Here is a 17,865-nt window from a genome sequence, read left to right on the forward strand (position 1 = left end):
CTTTTATTATCCTTTTTGAGGTTATTCTAATCAAAACTATTGAGTTCATAATATCACAACAGGCTATTTGCACATAAAGGCTTGATTAAATTTCTTAGTATATGATTTCATATAATCAATAATTTTGAATAGCATATTCAAAGGATTGTGATGTGATATTTTAAAGATTGGGTAAACTACTATTAACTAATAAATTTAAATAAATAGAACATTTTATAGACCACGAGAAAATAATGAAAAAGATCCTTGTACTGAAATCCAGCATTTTAGATAGCTATTCACACAGTAATAAAATGACCGATTACTTAATTGAAAATTGGCAAAAAAACCATAAAGATGACCTGATTACTGTACGTGATCTCGCTAAAGATCCTGTACCTGCTTTAGATCAAGCCACCTTATTTGCCTTTGGCAAAGATGTTTCCATACTCTCTGATGAGCAAAAATCAGCTAGAGCTTTATCAGATGAACTGATTAATGAATTAAAAGCACACGATATGATTGTGATTGCTGCACCAATGTATAACTTCTCAATTTCAGCGCAATTAAAACATTATATCGATTTTATTGCTCGTGCAGGCGAAACATTTACTTATACAGAAGCGGGGGCTGTTGGTTTACTCGAAAACAAACAGGCTGTTGTATTAACAAGTCGTGGTGGTGTTCATAAAGATAAGCCTTCTGATTTGATTGTTCCATTCCTTACACAGTTTTTAGCTTTTATCGGTATCAATGATGTACAATTTATTATGGCTGAAGGTACAGCCTTTGGTGAAGAGTACGCACAGCAATCTCATCTACAAGCACAAAAAGAAATAGATACTGTAATTAGTACAAAAAATATTACCGCAAAATAATTAATTTTATCTTTTTATAAAAGCACCTAACTAGGTGCTTTTTTTATATCTATATTTACCAGTATTATTTTCGTATCAATTCCTCTTTTATAAAAAACACGCTATTAATTTATAATTAAAACACCTTGATAGAGAAAAACACCAAGATTAATCAAACTTTCGAATCAATATCTAAATAAAAATTATTTTTATAGCCATTTTTTATTATTTATTTTTTGATTCATATTAATGATAAATATATTAATTAAAAATCAATTTGATTTATAAAAAGGAAATTAATAACATTTAATTGTTTCAATGAATATAGAAACAATTAAATAGTTTTATTAATCCAATAAATGGAATTTGAAATGAAAAAAAATTTACTCTCAATACTCATTCTATCTACAACTTTTTTATCAGCTCAATCAAATGCGGTTGAATATACAGAGAAAAATGTAGGCACAATTACGATTAATGGTTCTGTTACAGCAAATCCCACTTGTCAATTACAAGATATACAACCTGTTGAATTACCGCCAGTTCAAGCAAATCATTTTGGCGATGACCATATAGCAAAAACAGATGCCCAACCGCTTGCCATTCAATTTTCCAATTGTAATGAGGATCTTGCTAATATTCAGTTAAAAATTCCAAAACAAACAAAAAAATTATTAAAAAATCAAGCAGACAATGGCAGCAATGTTGATATTGCCATTTTTGATGCGGATAAAAATATTATTGAATTAAGCAATGAAAAACCGAAAGCATTTAATTTAAATATTGATAAAGATACTAAGACTGCAGATTTTTTATTTGAAGTTAATTATATGAAACAAAATGGATTAAATGCTACCCCGGGTTTAGTAAGATCTAGCTTATCATTTGATGTTATTTATAGTGATGTTGCTGTAGATTAAGATCTTAAAAATCAACAAAGCTGGTATTCCAGCTTTGTTTTAACATCCCTTATTTATAAATAATAATATAACTTTACCGTACAACAATAGAAAATGATTAGAAAAATAAAAACCGCCATACTATCTCTATTTATAATCCTCTCTACTTATAGTTACGCTTCCATAGAAATAAATAAGGATAAATTTATTTTTATTGAAAGCAAAAACCAGGAGATTATTGAAATAAAAAATAACACGACTAATGACTATTTTATACAAAGCTGGATTTCACATTATGATGAAAGTAATGAGACTGAATTACCTTTTATGATCACTCCCCCACTCTTTAAAATAGAGAAGGATGAAAACTATTCTTTAAAAATTTTCAAAACAGATGAAATAGAAAAAAAAGACCGAGAAACACTGTATAGAATAAACATTAAAAGAATACCATTGCTATCTAATTCAGATGAAAATAAAAATTTATTACATATATCAATGAATTCCGTTTATAACTTAATATATAGACCTATATCAATAGAAAAAGGTGTAAAAGATGCTTATAAAAAGATCGAGTTTCTAAAAAATAAAAATAATGAATTTATTGTCAACAATCCTACGCCTTATTTTATTACTTTACTTAATGTCAATTCTGAAAGTGTTGTATTGATTGAAAAAAGTAAAACTATACCACCATTTAAAAAATATAATACAAAAAAAATAATCAAAAAAGATGGGCTAATTAAATGGAAAACAATTGACCAATATGGTGTGGAAATAAATGCAACAAATAAGGCCATAATAAATGAAGATTAAGTATAAAAAAAAGGAGGTCATTTTCTTTATTTTTATGATTATTTGCACCAAAGATGCTATTGCTCAGAATAATTTCCTCTCTCTTTATTCTAATTCCTTTTCTAATATTAATGATGAGACTATTAAGCTACTTCTTGAAAATAAAAAGCCTGAAGGGTTCTATCATTCTATTATTCATATTAATAATAGAAAAAAAATGGTAAAACTTCTCTATTATAAAGATGTAGAAAATAAATTAACGCCCTCTCTTTCTGTTAAGGATTTAATATCTCTTGGTATTGATACCGATTTTTACACCATCAATAAAGAAAACCCAGACCCAATAATTTTAAGCGATTATTCGATTGATTTTAAGTACCAGTTTTCCAACCAAAAGTTAAACTTGAACATTCCACAAAAAGCATTAATAAAAAAAACAGACTATGTAATCAATGAACAAGACTGGGATGACGGAATTACCGCATTATTTACTCAATATTCCTATTGGATTAAATATCATCAGAAAAAATCACCTGAGCAAAAACTTAATTTGCACTCAGGTATTAATATAGGTGCTTGGCGTGTACGTAGCCAAAGTGGATTTAATTGGAGGAAAGATAGCCATCAATCTAAGCTTTCATCAATTTATGCATATCGACAAATTAATTCTTTTTCTTCTCTTTTTTATGGAGGTAAGTTTTCACCCACAACACGAATATTATCAAATGATAAAATAGTTGGCTTTCAATTAATATCCAATAATTTAATTGCAAATAATACACTTTACGCTAATAGACCTGTTATTGAAGGTATTGCAGATACTCACGCTAACGTTATCATAAAACAAGATGATAAAATCATCTATGAAACAACGGTTCCGCCCGGCCCTTTTCTTTTAAATTCATTACCTTCAATAGGAAGTGAAAAACTCACTTTGGAAATCAAAGAAACAGATGGAAGAGTAAAAGTTTCGACACACTACTTTACATCATTACCGAATCAATTAAATAAAGGAAATTATCAATATAATATTATATCGGGTACATTAACTAACTATCCGAATAATAAAAAACCTCTTTTCCTTTTAGGTGAGTTTTCATATGGGCTTAGTCAAAAAATCACATCTTACAGTGCCATAAAAAAACGAGATAACAGACATAACTATTTATTAGGGCTATCTTTAGACTTAGGTATATTAGGCGGTTTAGCGACAGACATTAATTATGAGAAAAATAACAACGATAAAATTAAATATCAATTTCGTTATCAAAAAAACATGCCAATAACACAAACTTACTTTACTTCTAGAGTATCCTTTTATCATTATTTAGATAGTTTTTTATTAGAAAATAGGATAAAAAAAGAACACTCATTCTCTTTATCTAAAAATATTAATAAAATAGGTTATATATCATTACACTACAATGATAAATTATATGATAACTCATCTAAAACATATGAAATAGGAACATCATTTTCATCTTCAATAAATAAAATAAACTATAATTTAAAATATGATTTTAAAAAAGAAAAAATTTTTTCAGATCATTATTTTTCATTTAACTTTCAGATTCCGATAGGAAGTAATGCACATCATCATTGGATGAATAATCAAACAAATTATCAAGTAAATAATAAACGTTATTCAAACAATACAAACATTGGTGGTACATTACTGAATAATAATTTAGGATATTCAGTAAGCTATCAGCATACACATCATCCTAAAAGAAAATTTGATCAATTTTCTGTTCATGCTCGCTATCAAAATAATTATCAATCTTACCTTTTCTCTGGAAACAAATCAGAAAATAATTACAATTACAATCTTTCAGTTAATGGTGCATTATTACTTCATTCAGAAGGAATTACACTAACCCCCCGTTTAAGTAAGACCTTTGCATTAGTGAACACACAAGGCATTACTGGTATTAAAACATCATTTTCGCCCAATTTAGAAACAGATATCTTTGGTAACTTAATTTTAAATAATATTACGCCCTATCGAATAAATAATATTAAACTCAATGCTACAACACTTCCTCAATCCGCTGAGACTGAATATTATAATAAAAATATTATTCCTACATTAGGCGCAATACCTAAAATTACTTTTCCAATAAAAATTGGCTATCGTATTCTTTTTAAGTCAATAACTCCCCTTCCTTTTGCGTCAAAAGTTACCGTGCTAGATAAAGAGAATAATATTATCTCACAAGGATTAGTGACAGAAAATAATATTATTTTTCTTTCTGCCATTCCTGATAATGGATTAATCAGAGTAAAATGGGGAGAAGATAAACAATGTCAATTTAATTATAATTTGAGTTCCGATGAAAAGAAAAAAAACCTGATAAAAAAAGAAATTAATTGTCTTTAATTCAAAAACAAAAGTACTAAATATGAGAAATAAAAAACATTTCGTTTATTTAATTATAATTTTACTCTATTCATCATTCTCATTTTCATCAATACCAAGACGTGGTGATCACGATATTCCACTAAGCTGTGATATGGGTTATATTTATGAAAATACAAGTGATAGATTTTCTATTAACGGAAATGACTTTTTATCGTATGAAGCGGGTGAGTTAGCAAACACAGATCCTCATATTATTCTTATTTCTATCAAAGATTGTTCCAAAAGTTATGGGGATGTTCGCTTAAAAATTGAAAATACCAGTATTGATCATATAACTGGTTACTTAAAAAATACGATTAATGACAATAATGCAAGCAGTAATATTGCTTTTCAATTATTGTACAATGTGGAAGAAAGACCTATAAATCTCAATAAAGAGAGTGAATTTACTGAAGAACTGATTGATGGAGAGGCTGAGTTTTATTTTTTAGTTAACTATGTAAAAAAGGATAATATGCCACCAGCATCGGGCTATATAGAATCAAACATTCATTTTATTATGACAATAAATGATGATATTGTTTTTTTTAATGAGTATGATTAATTAATAATAAAAAGCAAAAACAAAAGCACGATAAATAATGATAATAAATCGTGCTTTTACAATAACTAAAATGGAGTTAAGTATCTACTTAAGGTTAAGCTACTTCTTTACCCATTTCCCATTGATCCCTTTAACAAATTCACCTTCGTTAGCTCTTGCCACTAATTTTTCACCCGCTAGGCGAGCAACAGATTCTGGTGTCACTTGATTAGTCTTAGCAATTTCAGCATATTTTGCTTTTCTTGCTTGATTTATTTCATCTGCAAGTTGCTGAGCTTGCTTGTTATTAGTTTGCACAAGCTCAATATAACCACTAAAGGTTTCTCCTACCAATCCTTGAGATCTTGCTTCATCAAGCGTTAATGCTATGGCATTTGCACTACCTAAAGCTATCATTAGCGCAAAACTTAAGAGATATTTTTTATAATTCATCATTTATCCTTTAAAAAATGGCGCTGTTATTTTTTAACAGATCTTCTACTTGGCGATCTATTTTTACATTAATTTCATGTTCAATTTTTACATTCATATTAATGTTAATGGGCTTATCCGGTGTGGCGACTTCTAACCGAATACATCCTGTTAATGCTGATATTCCCATCATCAAAGCTGTTAGTAAGAATAGTTTTCTTAAGAATAATGGTTTCACTCTGACTCACTCCCTAAATCTGATAAGCTCTTTTCTAACCACTCTTCCAATTGTGAACCAAATCGTAAACTTCGCCATAATTGGAAGACATTTTCTTCATGTCGATAATTTAAATTAACTTGTCGACGTTTATCTTCTAGAGGATTCGTTCCATTGATTTCTGCTTCTAATACCAACTCACCCAAATTACTTAAATTAACGCGAGTCCAAGAACGACTGATCTCTAAATAGCGCAACCATGCCATAGCAACGCCCGCAGACATATTATTTTCATCAATAGAATCCACAAAATCCTTATCAAGTCTTAACGTTAAATAAGATGAATTAGCCAGCCAACCATCTTTAATAATCCATTGGTTATTATTAATAAAAAACGGGAATTCACCACTAACTTTACCTGATGCCGCAAACTGCGTCACTTTTAACAAAGTAAAAAGATGACTTAATTGAATGTTATCAAGAGAAATAATCGCTGCATCATGTTGTGGAATTGTGAGTTTTGCCAATGAAATGGTTCCATCAAGCATAGCTACATTCACATTAGATAGAACTAACGGTTTATTTTCTGTTGCAGGGTAAAAACCTTGAAGATCAGCCGTAATATCCGTCATGTCAAAAAGATTATTAACACGCTTTATCCGTAACTGGACAGGCTGTTTAACACCTAATTGCCATTCGTCGCCATTTAAACGCCAAGGCAAAATAAAATCTAAACCTTCTAAAACACCATCTTTAAGCCACATTCCACCTTGTTTAACAACAAGATGCCCTCCTGCTACTAATCCTTGTTCTGGTGCAATAGAAAAGTCTGCTTGTGTGTAGAGTTCACCTTTATCAAGAGTGATCCCTAAATCTTCTGGCAAGAGCGATTGAAAAACATTAATAGGTTGTGAAGGCCAACGCATTTGACCTCTTAATCTTGCGCCATCCCAACGCGTATTTATTGCAATAGGTCCTATATTGGGTTTAGCACTTAATTCGCCTTTTACATTAAAATTAAAAGGCGAATCACCATTGACTGTGGCAATAAAATCGGCCTTATCTAAAAAACCACCAGCAGAGAAATCAATACGTTGACTCGTTAACTTTAGTTTTCCATTAAATAAAGGCTTTTTATCATCTCTTACCCAACGAAACGGACTTTCTAAAGATAATCGAGGTGCAGTCATCGTAGTATGTTGATATTTTAAAACATCAAAACCTGTATTGAGTTTCTCAAAACTAACCACTTTATCAGCCCAGTACCCTGTTCCTGCGATATCCCAACGTGCTTTTAAAGGCAATAAATCCCCTTCTCCCCAATAGCGCCATTGCCAAGTCCCATTGTCAGGTAAAAAATCAATCGCCTTACCTTGAAAATGAATACGGTAATCCCCCCAAATACTATCTTGGGCAACAACTATCGCATTTAAACGACCATTAAAACCATTTGATGAAAGTGTGGTTCCAGCTAAAGGTAAACGAGCATCTGTGATGGTAAGCGTTTCAGTAAGTGGTCCTTTAAAACGAAACAAAGAGCCAGATTGAAATTCAACAGTAGGATCGGTCAACATGCCAGTGACTTTAACAGGTAATTGCGCACTGGCTTGCATTAATTCTTTATTAACAATACCAGTGATTTGAATAGGGATTTGTGCATCTAACCAATTTACTGCGGTTTCAGGGATCGATATGACTAAATTCCCTTTTCCCGCTTTGCCTTCTGTCATCACGTTTAATCGTGCAGTTAGTCTTAAATCCGTCAATCCTTTTTGCCATTGAGCGATATTAATATTTACACCGCCTCGCAAAGGTTGATCCAATCCAAACCATTCCCAACGACCTTGTTCAATCACTATATTTTCGGGTGTCACTTTCCAAGGTAATAAAGCCAATGCATGGCCACCACCTTGTTCAGCAAGCGAAATCGTGCCAGATTTTCCTACCCATTCAAGAATAACAACCAATGGGTAAGCGTAGTGAGACGTCAATAGTGTCGCATCAATGGTTCCTTTTTCTGGTAATGAAGCAACATCAAGAGGAAGCGCTATTTCAGCAGCAAGTTCAATGTTATTGTCATCAGGCAAATTCACTTTGAACCGTTTAATATCAAGCCATTGGTTATCTCTAATAAAAATACCAAGTTGTACATTTTCTCCTTGGTAAGTCATTAATCTTCCATTATTTTGTGTTCTTAATTGCAAAGAACCTTGATAACGTGCATTTTCTTTTAAGAGTACATTTTCGATGCTGACAAATAAATGAGGTATTGAAGTTAGTAGTGAATTTATCTCAAGAGGAACGGTTGCAGTTTCTTCTTGCTTACTTACAGGCATCATTGAAAAACATTGTTCATCAATGGCAAGTTGCTGGCTATTAAATCGCAGTTTATCAATCTGTTCTTTTTGATAAGAGAAAACAAAGTTATCAAGATTAGCTAAAGTGCAGCTCTCTGTCTTAAATACGATGTTTTCAATTGAAACACCCATACGCTGTAATTTGGGCTGTGATAAAGAAAGAGTTACACCTTCAGGTAAGTAATAATGAGCAACAACAGGTAACCAACGAGGAATAGACACCCATAAAGCAGTGCCTATTAGACCAGTGCCTAGTAGTATCGTCCCTGTCCATTTGATTGTTTTTCTTAACAACACATTATATTCCTTTTAAACAAACCTGAATCATCCACTTACCTCGTTAAATTGTTTATAATGATAGTATTAATTTCTTTCATATTGGGGCTGGATAATTCTTGTTTTTCCAGCCTCTGAATAAAAATTTAATCGAGAGTAGAGAAGACTGGATGAAAATCGTTTCCTATAGTACTAAACATTATGATCGTAAGCACATGGAATGGGTCAATCAACATAATGGATATCATTATGATATTGAATATTTCGATTTTAATTTAACAGAACAAACTGCAAAAAATGCCGTTGGCGCTGATGCTGTCTGTATTTTCGTCAATGACGATGCAAATCGTGCGGTTTTACAAGAACTTGCTAGCCTTAATATACGCATTCTCGCATTACGCTGCGCGGGTTTTAATAATGTTGACTTAGAAGCCGCCGCTGAATTAGGTATAACTGTTGTCCGTGTTCCTGCTTACTCACCAGAGGCTATTGCAGAACATGCTGTTGGTATGATGCTGTCACTTAATCGTCGTATACACAGGGCTTATCAACGTACTCGTGATGCTAACTTCTCATTAGAAGGCTTAACTGGCTTTAATATGCATAATCGTACTGCCGGTATTATTGGTACAGGTAAAATAGGATTAGCGACATTACGCATATTAAAAGGCTTTGGCATGAAGCTACTTGCTTATGATCCTTATCCAAATCAAGCCGTACTTGATTTAGGTGCCGAATATGTTGATTTGGCGACGATTTACGCAAACTCCCATGTAATTTCATTACATTGCCCATTAACCGCAGATAATCATCATCTATTAAATGAAACTGCTTTTTCACAGATGAAAGATGGTGTGATGATTATTAACACCAGTCGTGGTGCATTGATTGACTCTGCGGCTGCGATTAATGCATTGAAACAAGGAAAAATTGGTGCACTGGGAATGGACGTTTATGAAAATGAACGCGATCTTTTCTTTGAAGATAAATCAAATGACGTTATTCAGGATGATATTTTCCGTCGTCTTTCTTCTTGCCATAACGTGTTATTTACTGGACATCAAGCATTTTTAACAGAAGAAGCCTTAATCAGTATTAGTGAAACAACTCTGCACAATATTAAAGAGATTGCTTCAGGTAATGAGTGCGTTAATCAGATCAAAGCTTAATTCTAAGCATTAAGAATAAATGTAATAAAAAGCCCTCTTAGCCATAGATTAGCCAAGGGGGCTTATTTTATTTATCACCGATATGACACTTATTTTTCTTGAGTATCGATAACTTCTGTTGATTGTGTTGAATCAAAACGTGAAAGGATTTCGCTCTCTTCATCTACTGTAAATTGTGAAACCAATTTAGCTAATTGATGAGCTTCATCATCCATATTTGCTGTGATAGCTGCTGATTCTTCAACCAATGCTGCATTTTGCTGAGTAACGGTATCCATTTCACTGACAGCCAACGCGATTTGGTTAATACCCATGCTTTGTTCATTAGAAGCAAGGGCAATCTGTTGCATAAAGTCATTTACCTGATTAATGGTTGTAACGATCTCTGACATTGAACGTCCAGCTTGAGCAACCTGTTGCGAACCAACATGCACTTTATTAACAGAGTGCGTAATCAAATCATTGATCTCTTTTGCAGCTTCGGCACTGCGGCTAGCTAAACTGCGCACTTCAGACGCAACAACGGTAAATCCTCTACCTTGCTCACCTGCTCTTGCTGCTTCAACTGCCGCATTCAGTGACAAAATATTCGTTTGATTGGCTATGCTGTTAATAATGTCATTGATATCTGCAATTTTTTTCGCACTTTCAGAGATTGAAGACATGGTCTCTACCACGCTATCCATCACATTTTCGCCATTTTGAGCAGATGCCGTTGCTGTTAGTGCTAATTTGCTAGCTTCACGCGAGTTATCCGCATTTTTCTCAACTGTTGTTTTAATTTGCTCCATGCTCGCAACAGTTTCTTGTAATGCACTAGCCTGCTCCTCAGTACGGGAAGATAAATCAGTATTTCCTGTCGCAATTTCACTTGCACTTACACTGATGGTATTCACTGCATTTTTGACAGATGCGATCATATGGCTTAATGAATTTTTCATCTTATTCATTTCATTGAATAACTGACCAAATTCATTAGTACCATGATTCTCTACACGCATACTTAAATCGCCTTGGCTCATCTTACTAAAGATGTTGATTAAGATTTTGATATTGCCAATAAACGTATGAGAGAACCAACGTAATATAAAGATAAATAAGAGAATAACGACAGTGCCAATAGAAATCGACACCAACATCAAGCGTTCTTGGGATGTTTTTGCAATATCGATATAGCTATTCTCAATGCCATTAGCGACAGCATAATATTGCATAGTAATATCATTTAGCTCATCCATTTTAACACTGGCAGAGTGTGTTGTTAGCTCACCTTTACGCAGTTTATCTAGTGCGCCAGTGAAGATATCCAGCAGTTCATCAAAACGCTTTGTCATATCATCGGCTAATGCTCGCCCTTCTTGGGTGAGCTTTTCCGTATCTGACCAACGATAGATCTCTTCACGCGTTATTTCAATATACTCTGCGGTTTGGTGAAAGTATTTTGCTGAGGGTTTTTCATTAACGCGTAATTGTCCATCTAACCCATTAATATTTGCCCTGATCACAGCCATTTGATATCGCGCTTTGCCCATAAGTAACATTTGCTGACTGAGGCTATTTGATGAAACGAAATTATTGTAGGATCGAGTGGATGCATCATAACTAAAATAAATAATGCTCATAATCAACGCAAACAAAATGGCCAGCATGACCTTAACGGTCTTTTCTATACTGATATTTTTAAACATGGTCATATTCCATCAAAATATACAGAGTTTTTTATCTGTACATTTGTAAGATATCAGAATGCACTCTTTTTCTGGTAAAGAGCATATTCCCTAGTGTCAATAAAATAAGGCTAAGATTTATTCATTAGAATATAAAGGCACGTAGGATCTACCTTTGTTTATAATGTCGGTAATAATGAGAGAAAACTTTAGAGTACAGTGAAAACCATTTCTCATTTATGAAATAAACGATTGTTTTATCCATCCAGATACAAATTAATTATATAATATCTCGCAATGAAGGTTATTTTACTCAGAAAAAGATAATTTATTAATTATATTTTAGTTTTTTTGATTTTATTTATGTATTTTCATATTAAGTTTTAATAGGTATATTTACCTATTAACATTAATTAATTTAATTCTGAGATTAATTTATAGTGAGTTTTAAAAGTGTTTTATTTCCAATAAAAATAAAGCAGTTTCTAAAAACTGCTTTTATTGTTTATTTATTATGAGTAATTTAGCTTTATTAAGAAATTTAAATAATTTTTTCTATTAATAGTTTTTCAGTTAGTTCAATAAGTCTTATCACATTCAATGGGGTTTCTATTTTTCTAACTTCTTTCAAAGAAAGCCATTGGAAAGAATTATTTGTTAATCGGCTATTTTTTAGCGGCTTGCAAAGGTAAATCATATCAATGTGATAATGAAATCCTTGTTTTTTATCGTGGATGGGTTCTTTTAAAATGGCGAGAGGTTTTACAAGCTCAATAACATCATTGTTATTGAGGTTAAGGCTAAATTCAGGTTGATAGCAAAGACACTCACACAGTAAGCCTGTTTCTTCTTCTATTTCTCTTAATACTGCATCTTGCGGCTCTTCATTTTCTTCTATATGACCACCAGGTGGTAACCAACAACCTATTTTAGAGTGTAAATGGAGAAGGAATTTGCCCTGTTCATTGAATACAATGCCCGTTGCGGTGAAATGACTCTTAGGCACTTCTATTGTCATAATATTCTGATCCTTTGCTCTATTTATTTTTACCCAATGTACATCACACCTATCATTATTTTTGTGCTATTTATGGTTTTTCACATTTATTGAAGATTGTTTCATTCCCATTAAAAAATCAGAAAATATCGTTTTAAAGTCCTTACAAGCATTTTCAGGTAATGTAGTTTCATTTTTTAAATTAATCGCAATATGCGTAACAAATCCATAAATTAAATTAACGACAATATCAGGAGAATAGGTACAAATTTCTTGTTTATCATAAAGCGTATCTACACATTTTTTTATTCGAGGAATAAGAATTTGTGAATCAATTTCATCCCATTCCTTCCAACCTAGAACGGAAATTATTTCTTGTAGGGGAATAAGCTTATCTTTATGTTGATAAATATGATCAACACAGAAACTAAAAATAGCCTCTAACTCTTGCCATTGATCATCATAGGTAGGAATTTGAACCAGTTTTTCAACAACTTTATCAACCTGAAAAAGATAGCACTCTTTTAATAGGGCTTTCTTATTACTAAAGTGGTGATAAAACGCCCCTTTCGTTACTCTTGCGTGACGTGATATTTCATCAACAGAAACATCACAATAGTTCTGATTTATAAATAGTTCTTGTGCAGCTTCACGTAACGCAGAACGCGTTTGCTCTGAATTCTCTTGTTGCCGTGATTTTATTTTCATGATAAAATCCTTAAAACATACCATAAGTATGTAATAATATATGGGTATCAGTTTCGTGTAAACTGAACAAAATATTTTCAGGAAATCATCATGTCATCTCAGTACAATGGGCTTATCCCCTCCAATACCTTATCCTCATTTAATATAGAAATTATCAAAGAACTCCTTCTCTGGATTGAGGTGAATCTGGAAAAACCGTTGTTACTTGATGATGTGGCAATTAAATCAGGTTACACAAAGTGGCACTTACAACGTGTATTTAAACAAGCAACGGGTTTAACGCTTGCTTCTTATATTCGAGGAAGACGTTTAACAAAAGCCGCAACGGAGTTGCGGTTAACAAAATTACCTATTCTCACTGTTGCATTGCGTTATCAGTTTGATTCTCAACAGTCATTTACTCGTCGCTTTAAAGCAACATTTGGTGTTACACCAACGGAATATCGTAAACTTGATAACCTTTGTGGTAATAATTTCCAGCCTCCCATTAATTTTGATGTTATTGATTTGCCTATTCCTAAAATTATGGAATTACCAGACAGTTATGTTTACGGCATGCAATATCAATATTTTTGCTCTATAGAAGATATTGGCAAATTACATGAAGATATTCGTCATCAATTTTGGAATGATTTTTTACTGTATACTGATAAAAATTTTACGGAAAGTACGGTGCTTATCTCATACCAACCCAATACTTTACGTAAAAATAAAATCCAAATTGACTATGAAATTGGCTTGAATAACTTAGATCATTTTACAAAAACCAGTGGTTTTAGAAAAAGAGTGATAGAAGGAGGACGTTATGTCCGATTTCAATTTAAGGGAACATTAGAAGAATATAAGCAGTTTGCGATGAAAATTTATTTTTATACGCTACCTGCGTTAGGTTTATGTCGTCGCTTAGGCGCTGATATTGAAAGGTATGTCAGTATAGAAACTGATGTTGATTTAATGGAGTTACCAAAAACCTTAGAGATTGATTATTTCGTTCCTATCCATTGATGGTCCTCAAATAGCTTGAATTTTCAGGCTATTTTATTAATAGCAGATTAATTTCATAGTGGCTATCTGTGCGATAAATTTTTCATCACTTGTTTCTGTACAATAATTCACTAAATTAGCTGTTTACTTATTATTAAAATAAAATTTCGTATTACCTCCCTACAAAAACAAATAAGGTGATTATGCGCATTTCACTTCTATTTTTACTCTCTACTTTTTTGCTTCCTTCTTTTGCAAGTTATGCAGAAATATCGACACATCTACTCCCACGGAAAGATGGTAGTGAAATTAGCTATTACTTGGATAAACGAGCTGAAAAAAACCAAACTCTATTAGTATTAATGCAAGGCTCTGACTGTAACAGCATTAAAAATAACATGTTTATCCAAGAAACCTTTGGTCAGTGGTTACCAAATAGTGATGTTCTCATGGTAGAAAAATACGGTATTACAGCCCTATTACCTTATTCACAATATGATGGCGAACGTGTTGATTGCCCTAAAAGCTATAAGCGTCATGATAATCCCAAGCAACGAATCGAAGATTATGAGGCTGTGTTAGATAAATTATCCTCACAGTATCCAAATATTATTTTAATTGGTGGAAGTGAAGGCGCCACGATGGTGCATTTAGTGGTAACTAAGCGCAATGATATTAAAGCAGCTATTGCGTTAAATGGCGGGGGGCGTTTTTTTCTTGATGATGTTCTTTATAATATCCGTCATACCACACCGAAAGAACACGTTGAAGATGCTCTAAATGGCTTTCAGCAATTTGCTGACGCAATAAAAAATAATCAAATAGATGATGAACAATTTATAAGCGAACACAGTAAAATATGGTGGCAACAATTTTTTACTATCGATTTACTCAAAGTCATTAAAAGTAATCAACACACCCCTGTATTAATTATTCAGACACTTAATGACACTAATGTAAATGTCGATGCATTTCATCAATTAAGCCAAGATATCAATCAGCCTAATGTGAAATTTATAAAATACAATAAGCTAGATCATGGGTTTTATAATGAACAAGGCGAGCGTTTAACGAATGAAATAATCAGCGATATACAGCAGTGGTACTCTCAATATACAAAATAATTTTATCTTTTTTATTGGCTCGCATTCTTATTATCCTATACTTCAATAGTAACAAATTTGCTTACTAACTGATTTAAAGCAGGATCTTTATATCGTTAATTCTGTATAATAATTATTATTCTCTCTTTTAAGTTTGGGATAAGAATGGAAAGCACGACTGCACTTTTACGTCTTGATAAAATAAGTTATCGAGTCGATAACAAAACTATCCTCGATGATATCAATTTTGAACTTCAACCCTCTGAATTTAAACTTATCACAGGCCCTTCAGGTTGTGGTAAAAGTACCTTACTCAAGATTGTCGCTTCTCTATTATCACCTACCAAGGGTTCAATTTTCTTTGAAAATAAAGACTATTTAACGTTGTCACCCGAAGAATATCGTCAACAAGTTTCTTATTGCACTCAAACGCCTATGTTATTTGGTGAAACTGTTTACGATAACCTTAAATTTCCTTATTTCTTACGAAAACTCTCAGTGGATGATAAGAAACTAGCACATAATTTGGATTATTTTTGTTTACCTGAATCCATTATGAAAAAAGGAATTAATGAACTTTCGGGCGGTGAAAAGCAGCGTATTTCACTGATAAGAAATCTGCAATTTATGCCAAAAATCTTATTACTTGATGAGATAACAAGTGCATTAGATGAAGATAATAAAACAAAAGTGAATGATGTTATTCACCACTACGTTAAAGATCAAGATCTTGCTGTGTTGTGGGTTACTCACGATCAAAATGAAATAAAACACGCTGATGATGTGATCTTATTACCTTCTCACAATGATGCCTGATTTTTTATTTCTTTCTCAGTCACCCTTTTGTTATGAGCGAACATAATATTATGAACGAACATACGATAAGCAATGAATCTCTAATTTTCTCGCTTTTATTAGTTCTCGTGGCTATTTTTATTAGTCGTAAAGAAAAACTAGCTTTAGAAAAAGATATTATTTGGAGTACAGCAAGAGCCATTATTCAACTATTAATTGTTGGCTATGTCTTGACCTATATTTTCCATGTTGACCATTTTATTCTCACCTTCTTAATGGTGTTATTTATCTGCTATAACGCAGCTCATAATGCCAAAAAGCGAAGTAAATACGTTAAAGATATTTTTCTGATCTCATTTACTGCTATTACAACTGGGGCACTATTAACTTTAACTATTTTATTGCTCACCAGTTCTATTGCTTTTACACCAATTCAAATTATTCCTATTACGGGGATGATTGCGGGTAATGCGATGATAGCAACAGGGCTTTGTTACAATAATTTGGGTCAACGTTTTCAAAATCAACAACAGCAATTGCAAGAGATGTTAAGCCTTGGTGCGACACCTAAATTAGCCTCAATGAGTATTATTCGAGATAGCATTAAATCTTCATTGATCCCGACCGTTGATGCAGCAAAAACTGTGGGTATTGTAAGTTTACCGGGTATGATGTCAGGGCTTATTTTTGCCGGTGTTGATCCATTACAAGCTGTTAAATATCAAATTATGGTGACTTTTATGTTGATGGCAACAGCCAGTATTTCAACCATTATTGCTTGCTATTTAACCTATAAGAAGTTTTTTAATCAGCGCCACCAGCTTATTAATCTTGAAAACCGCTAAATTATAGCCATTTAACTATATTGATAAAGGTCACTCAATTGAGTGACCTTTTTTATTACTTACTAAGAAATCGGTTTAAAATCTTATTTTAATACCGTACATCCCATTTTTTTGACTAACTCACCAGATTGAGATTTCACACCTTGAGCGCTTTCAGGTAATTGACTCCAGAGTGTTAGACCTGTACGTGCTTCCACTTCTGCCGCAGTTACTTGGAATTCACAGAAATTTGCTTTTTTCGGTGTTTGTTGATCCATAATAAACGCTGCATAAGAGGAGTTTTCAGGTGAATCATTTAGAAAAACCACTTTAAAATAAGCACTTGGAATTGTGTGATCTTTATCTGTACTTGGCAATTTACCCATATCTCTTTCGTAGATAGGACCAGTAACTGTAAAGACTTTATGACCTTCTTTTGCCAAATTACGCTCTTGATCTTCTAATCGCACCCACGCACCTTGGTTTAAATCTGCTTTTTGTGGTGTGATATTCGAAAGATAGTTAAGTGCATTCCAACCAGGCAACGCAGCCAATGAAGCTAAAGGCGCCTGATGACCACGGTCAACTTTTAATGTGGCATTGGCATTTTTGTAATCCGTTGGCGATAAGGTTTCATCATTACCTAAAGCTGGGTCTTTTTTCCAGTTACGTGCTTTACCACTACCAATACTGTCTTTAGTCACTAAATAAGCAACCCAGTCCGCAAACTTGGTTTCGCTATTATTATTTAATGTATAAACATCACGTTGAATTGTGGTTTCACTGCCTCCTAATGGACAACCAATACCACAGTTTTCATCATTCATTGCACGCATTGAAGTATCACGCGCAACGGCAGAT

At 32.8% G+C, this 17,865-nt stretch carries 17 protein-coding genes; 10 read left to right on the forward strand and 7 right to left on the reverse strand.

Annotation, left to right across the window (positions count from 1 at the left end; genetic code table 11):
• Positions 1 to 233 precede the first annotated feature (233 nt).
• The 5 genes from F1325_RS09835 (at position 234) to F1325_RS09855 (ending at position 5,496) form a co-directional block, all read left to right on the forward strand.
• Complete coding sequence (locus F1325_RS09835; RefSeq protein WP_109372267.1) at positions 234 to 857, forward strand: FMN-dependent NADH-azoreductase; 624 nt, start codon at positions 234 to 236, stop codon at positions 855 to 857.
• Positions 858 to 1,207: 350 nt separating this feature from the next.
• Complete coding sequence (locus tag F1325_RS09840) at positions 1,208 to 1,756, forward strand: fimbrial protein (RefSeq protein WP_160230389.1); 549 nt, start codon at positions 1,208 to 1,210, stop codon at positions 1,754 to 1,756.
• A 93-nt stretch (positions 1,757 to 1,849) separates the two neighbouring features.
• Complete coding sequence (locus F1325_RS09845; protein WP_109372265.1) at positions 1,850 to 2,551, forward strand: fimbrial biogenesis chaperone; 702 nt, start codon at positions 1,850 to 1,852, stop codon at positions 2,549 to 2,551.
• Positions 2,541 to 4,910, forward strand: a complete 2,370-nt coding sequence (locus tag F1325_RS09850; protein WP_160230390.1) for a fimbria/pilus outer membrane usher protein — start codon at positions 2,541 to 2,543, stop codon at positions 4,908 to 4,910. The genes F1325_RS09845 and F1325_RS09850 overlap by 11 nt, the downstream gene beginning before the upstream one ends.
• Positions 4,911 to 4,932: 22 nt before the next feature.
• Positions 4,933 to 5,496: a fimbrial protein gene (locus tag F1325_RS09855; protein WP_109372263.1), complete on the forward strand. Its 564-nt coding sequence runs from the start codon at positions 4,933 to 4,935 to the stop codon at positions 5,494 to 5,496.
• 99 nt (positions 5,497 to 5,595) lie between these two features.
• On the opposite strand, the gene F1325_RS09860 is transcribed toward F1325_RS09855, so the two are convergent.
• From F1325_RS09860 to F1325_RS09870, 3 genes are read right to left on the reverse strand one after another with little or no spacing between them, the layout of a single operon-like run.
• A complete protein-coding gene (locus F1325_RS09860) occupies positions 5,596 to 5,928 on the reverse strand; it encodes a YdbL family protein (RefSeq protein WP_109372262.1) in 333 nt (110 codons plus the stop codon).
• 10 nt (positions 5,929 to 5,938) lie between these two features.
• The gene (locus F1325_RS09865) at positions 5,939 to 6,145 is read right to left on the reverse strand and encodes a YnbE family lipoprotein (protein WP_100159376.1); all 207 of its coding nucleotides are present in this window, start codon (positions 6,143 to 6,145) and stop codon (positions 5,939 to 5,941) included.
• Positions 6,142 to 8,778, reverse strand: a complete 2,637-nt coding sequence (locus tag F1325_RS09870; RefSeq protein ID WP_109372261.1) for a YdbH family protein — start codon at positions 8,776 to 8,778, stop codon at positions 6,142 to 6,144. The genes F1325_RS09865 and F1325_RS09870 overlap by 4 nt, the downstream gene beginning before the upstream one ends.
• Before the next feature lie 149 nt (positions 8,779 to 8,927).
• On the opposite strand from F1325_RS09870, the gene F1325_RS09875 reads away from it, so the two are divergent.
• Positions 8,928 to 9,926 carry a 2-hydroxyacid dehydrogenase gene (locus F1325_RS09875; protein WP_109372260.1) on the forward strand — a complete coding sequence of 333 codons (999 nt, stop codon included), beginning with the start codon at positions 8,928 to 8,930 and terminating at the stop codon, positions 9,924 to 9,926.
• Positions 9,927 to 10,015: 89 nt separating this feature from the next.
• Here the strand turns inward: F1325_RS09875 and F1325_RS09880 are convergent, their stop codons facing one another.
• The 3 genes from F1325_RS09880 to F1325_RS09890 form a co-directional block, all read right to left on the reverse strand.
• Positions 10,016 to 11,614, reverse strand: coding sequence for a methyl-accepting chemotaxis protein (locus F1325_RS09880; protein ID WP_160230391.1), 1,599 nt, complete (start codon positions 11,612 to 11,614; stop codon positions 10,016 to 10,018).
• Positions 11,615 to 12,134: 520 nt separating this feature from the next.
• Positions 12,135 to 12,611: an NUDIX hydrolase gene (locus F1325_RS09885; protein WP_160230392.1), complete on the reverse strand. Its 477-nt coding sequence runs from the start codon at positions 12,609 to 12,611 to the stop codon at positions 12,135 to 12,137.
• Between the two features lie 66 nt (positions 12,612 to 12,677).
• Entirely contained in the window at positions 12,678 to 13,298 is a 621-nt protein-coding gene (locus F1325_RS09890) for a TetR family transcriptional regulator (RefSeq protein WP_109372257.1), read from the reverse strand.
• A gap of 90 nt (positions 13,299 to 13,388) precedes the next feature.
• On the opposite strand from F1325_RS09890, the gene F1325_RS19480 reads away from it, so the two are divergent.
• From F1325_RS19480 to fetB, 4 genes are all read left to right on the forward strand, one after another.
• On the forward strand, positions 13,389 to 14,303 hold the full coding sequence (locus F1325_RS19480) for a helix-turn-helix domain-containing protein (protein WP_109372256.1): 915 nt from the start codon (positions 13,389 to 13,391) through the stop codon (positions 14,301 to 14,303).
• A gap of 182 nt (positions 14,304 to 14,485) precedes the next feature.
• Entirely contained in the window at positions 14,486 to 15,406 is a 921-nt protein-coding gene (locus tag F1325_RS09900; RefSeq protein WP_109372255.1) for an alpha/beta hydrolase family protein, read from the forward strand.
• A 144-nt stretch (positions 15,407 to 15,550) separates the two neighbouring features.
• On the forward strand, positions 15,551 to 16,201 hold the full coding sequence (gene fetA / locus F1325_RS09905; RefSeq protein WP_160230393.1) for an iron efflux ABC transporter ATP-binding subunit FetA: 651 nt from the start codon (positions 15,551 to 15,553) through the stop codon (positions 16,199 to 16,201).
• A 50-nt stretch (positions 16,202 to 16,251) separates the two neighbouring features.
• On the forward strand, positions 16,252 to 17,025 hold the full coding sequence (fetB, locus tag F1325_RS09910; RefSeq protein WP_109372253.1) for an iron efflux ABC transporter permease subunit FetB: 774 nt from the start codon (positions 16,252 to 16,254) through the stop codon (positions 17,023 to 17,025).
• Positions 17,026 to 17,108: 83 nt separating this feature from the next.
• Here fetB and F1325_RS09915 read toward each other — a convergent pair whose 3' ends face one another.
• Entirely contained in the window at positions 17,109 to 17,840 is a 732-nt protein-coding gene (locus tag F1325_RS09915) for a DNA/RNA non-specific endonuclease (RefSeq protein WP_232797488.1), read from the reverse strand.
• Between the last annotated feature and the right edge of the window lie 25 nt (positions 17,841 to 17,865).

Source organism: Proteus columbae (assembly GCF_009914335.1).
Taxonomy (GTDB): domain Bacteria; phylum Pseudomonadota; class Gammaproteobacteria; order Enterobacterales; family Enterobacteriaceae; genus Proteus.

Coding starts and splice junctions, on each gene's coding strand:
- F1325_RS09885 (WP_160230392.1), bottom strand. CDS start 12,611: ATGACAATAGAAGTGCCTAAGAGTCATTTCACCGCAACGGGCATTGTA.
- F1325_RS09855 (WP_109372263.1), top strand. CDS start 4,933: ATGAGAAATAAAAAACATTTCGTTTATTTAATTATAATTTTACTCTAT.
- F1325_RS09835 (WP_109372267.1), top strand. CDS start 234: ATGAAAAAGATCCTTGTACTGAAATCCAGCATTTTAGATAGCTATTCA.
- F1325_RS09840 (WP_160230389.1), top strand. CDS start 1,208: ATGAAAAAAAATTTACTCTCAATACTCATTCTATCTACAACTTTTTTA.
- F1325_RS09850 (WP_160230390.1), top strand. CDS start 2,541: ATGAAGATTAAGTATAAAAAAAAGGAGGTCATTTTCTTTATTTTTATG.
- F1325_RS09890 (WP_109372257.1), bottom strand. CDS start 13,298: ATGAAAATAAAATCACGGCAACAAGAGAATTCAGAGCAAACGCGTTCT.
- F1325_RS09875 (WP_109372260.1), top strand. CDS start 8,928: ATGAAAATCGTTTCCTATAGTACTAAACATTATGATCGTAAGCACATG.
- F1325_RS09900 (WP_109372255.1), top strand. CDS start 14,486: ATGCGCATTTCACTTCTATTTTTACTCTCTACTTTTTTGCTTCCTTCT.
- F1325_RS09880 (WP_160230391.1), bottom strand. CDS start 11,614: ATGTTTAAAAATATCAGTATAGAAAAGACCGTTAAGGTCATGCTGGCC.
- F1325_RS19480 (WP_109372256.1), top strand. CDS start 13,389: ATGTCATCTCAGTACAATGGGCTTATCCCCTCCAATACCTTATCCTCA.
- fetA (WP_160230393.1), top strand. CDS start 15,551: ATGGAAAGCACGACTGCACTTTTACGTCTTGATAAAATAAGTTATCGA.
- F1325_RS09860 (WP_109372262.1), bottom strand. CDS start 5,928: ATGAATTATAAAAAATATCTCTTAAGTTTTGCGCTAATGATAGCTTTA.
- fetB (WP_109372253.1), top strand. CDS start 16,252: ATGAACGAACATACGATAAGCAATGAATCTCTAATTTTCTCGCTTTTA.
- F1325_RS09845 (WP_109372265.1), top strand. CDS start 1,850: ATGATTAGAAAAATAAAAACCGCCATACTATCTCTATTTATAATCCTC.
- F1325_RS09915 (WP_232797488.1), bottom strand. CDS start 17,840: ATGCGTGCAATGAATGATGAAAACTGTGGTATTGGTTGTCCATTAGGA.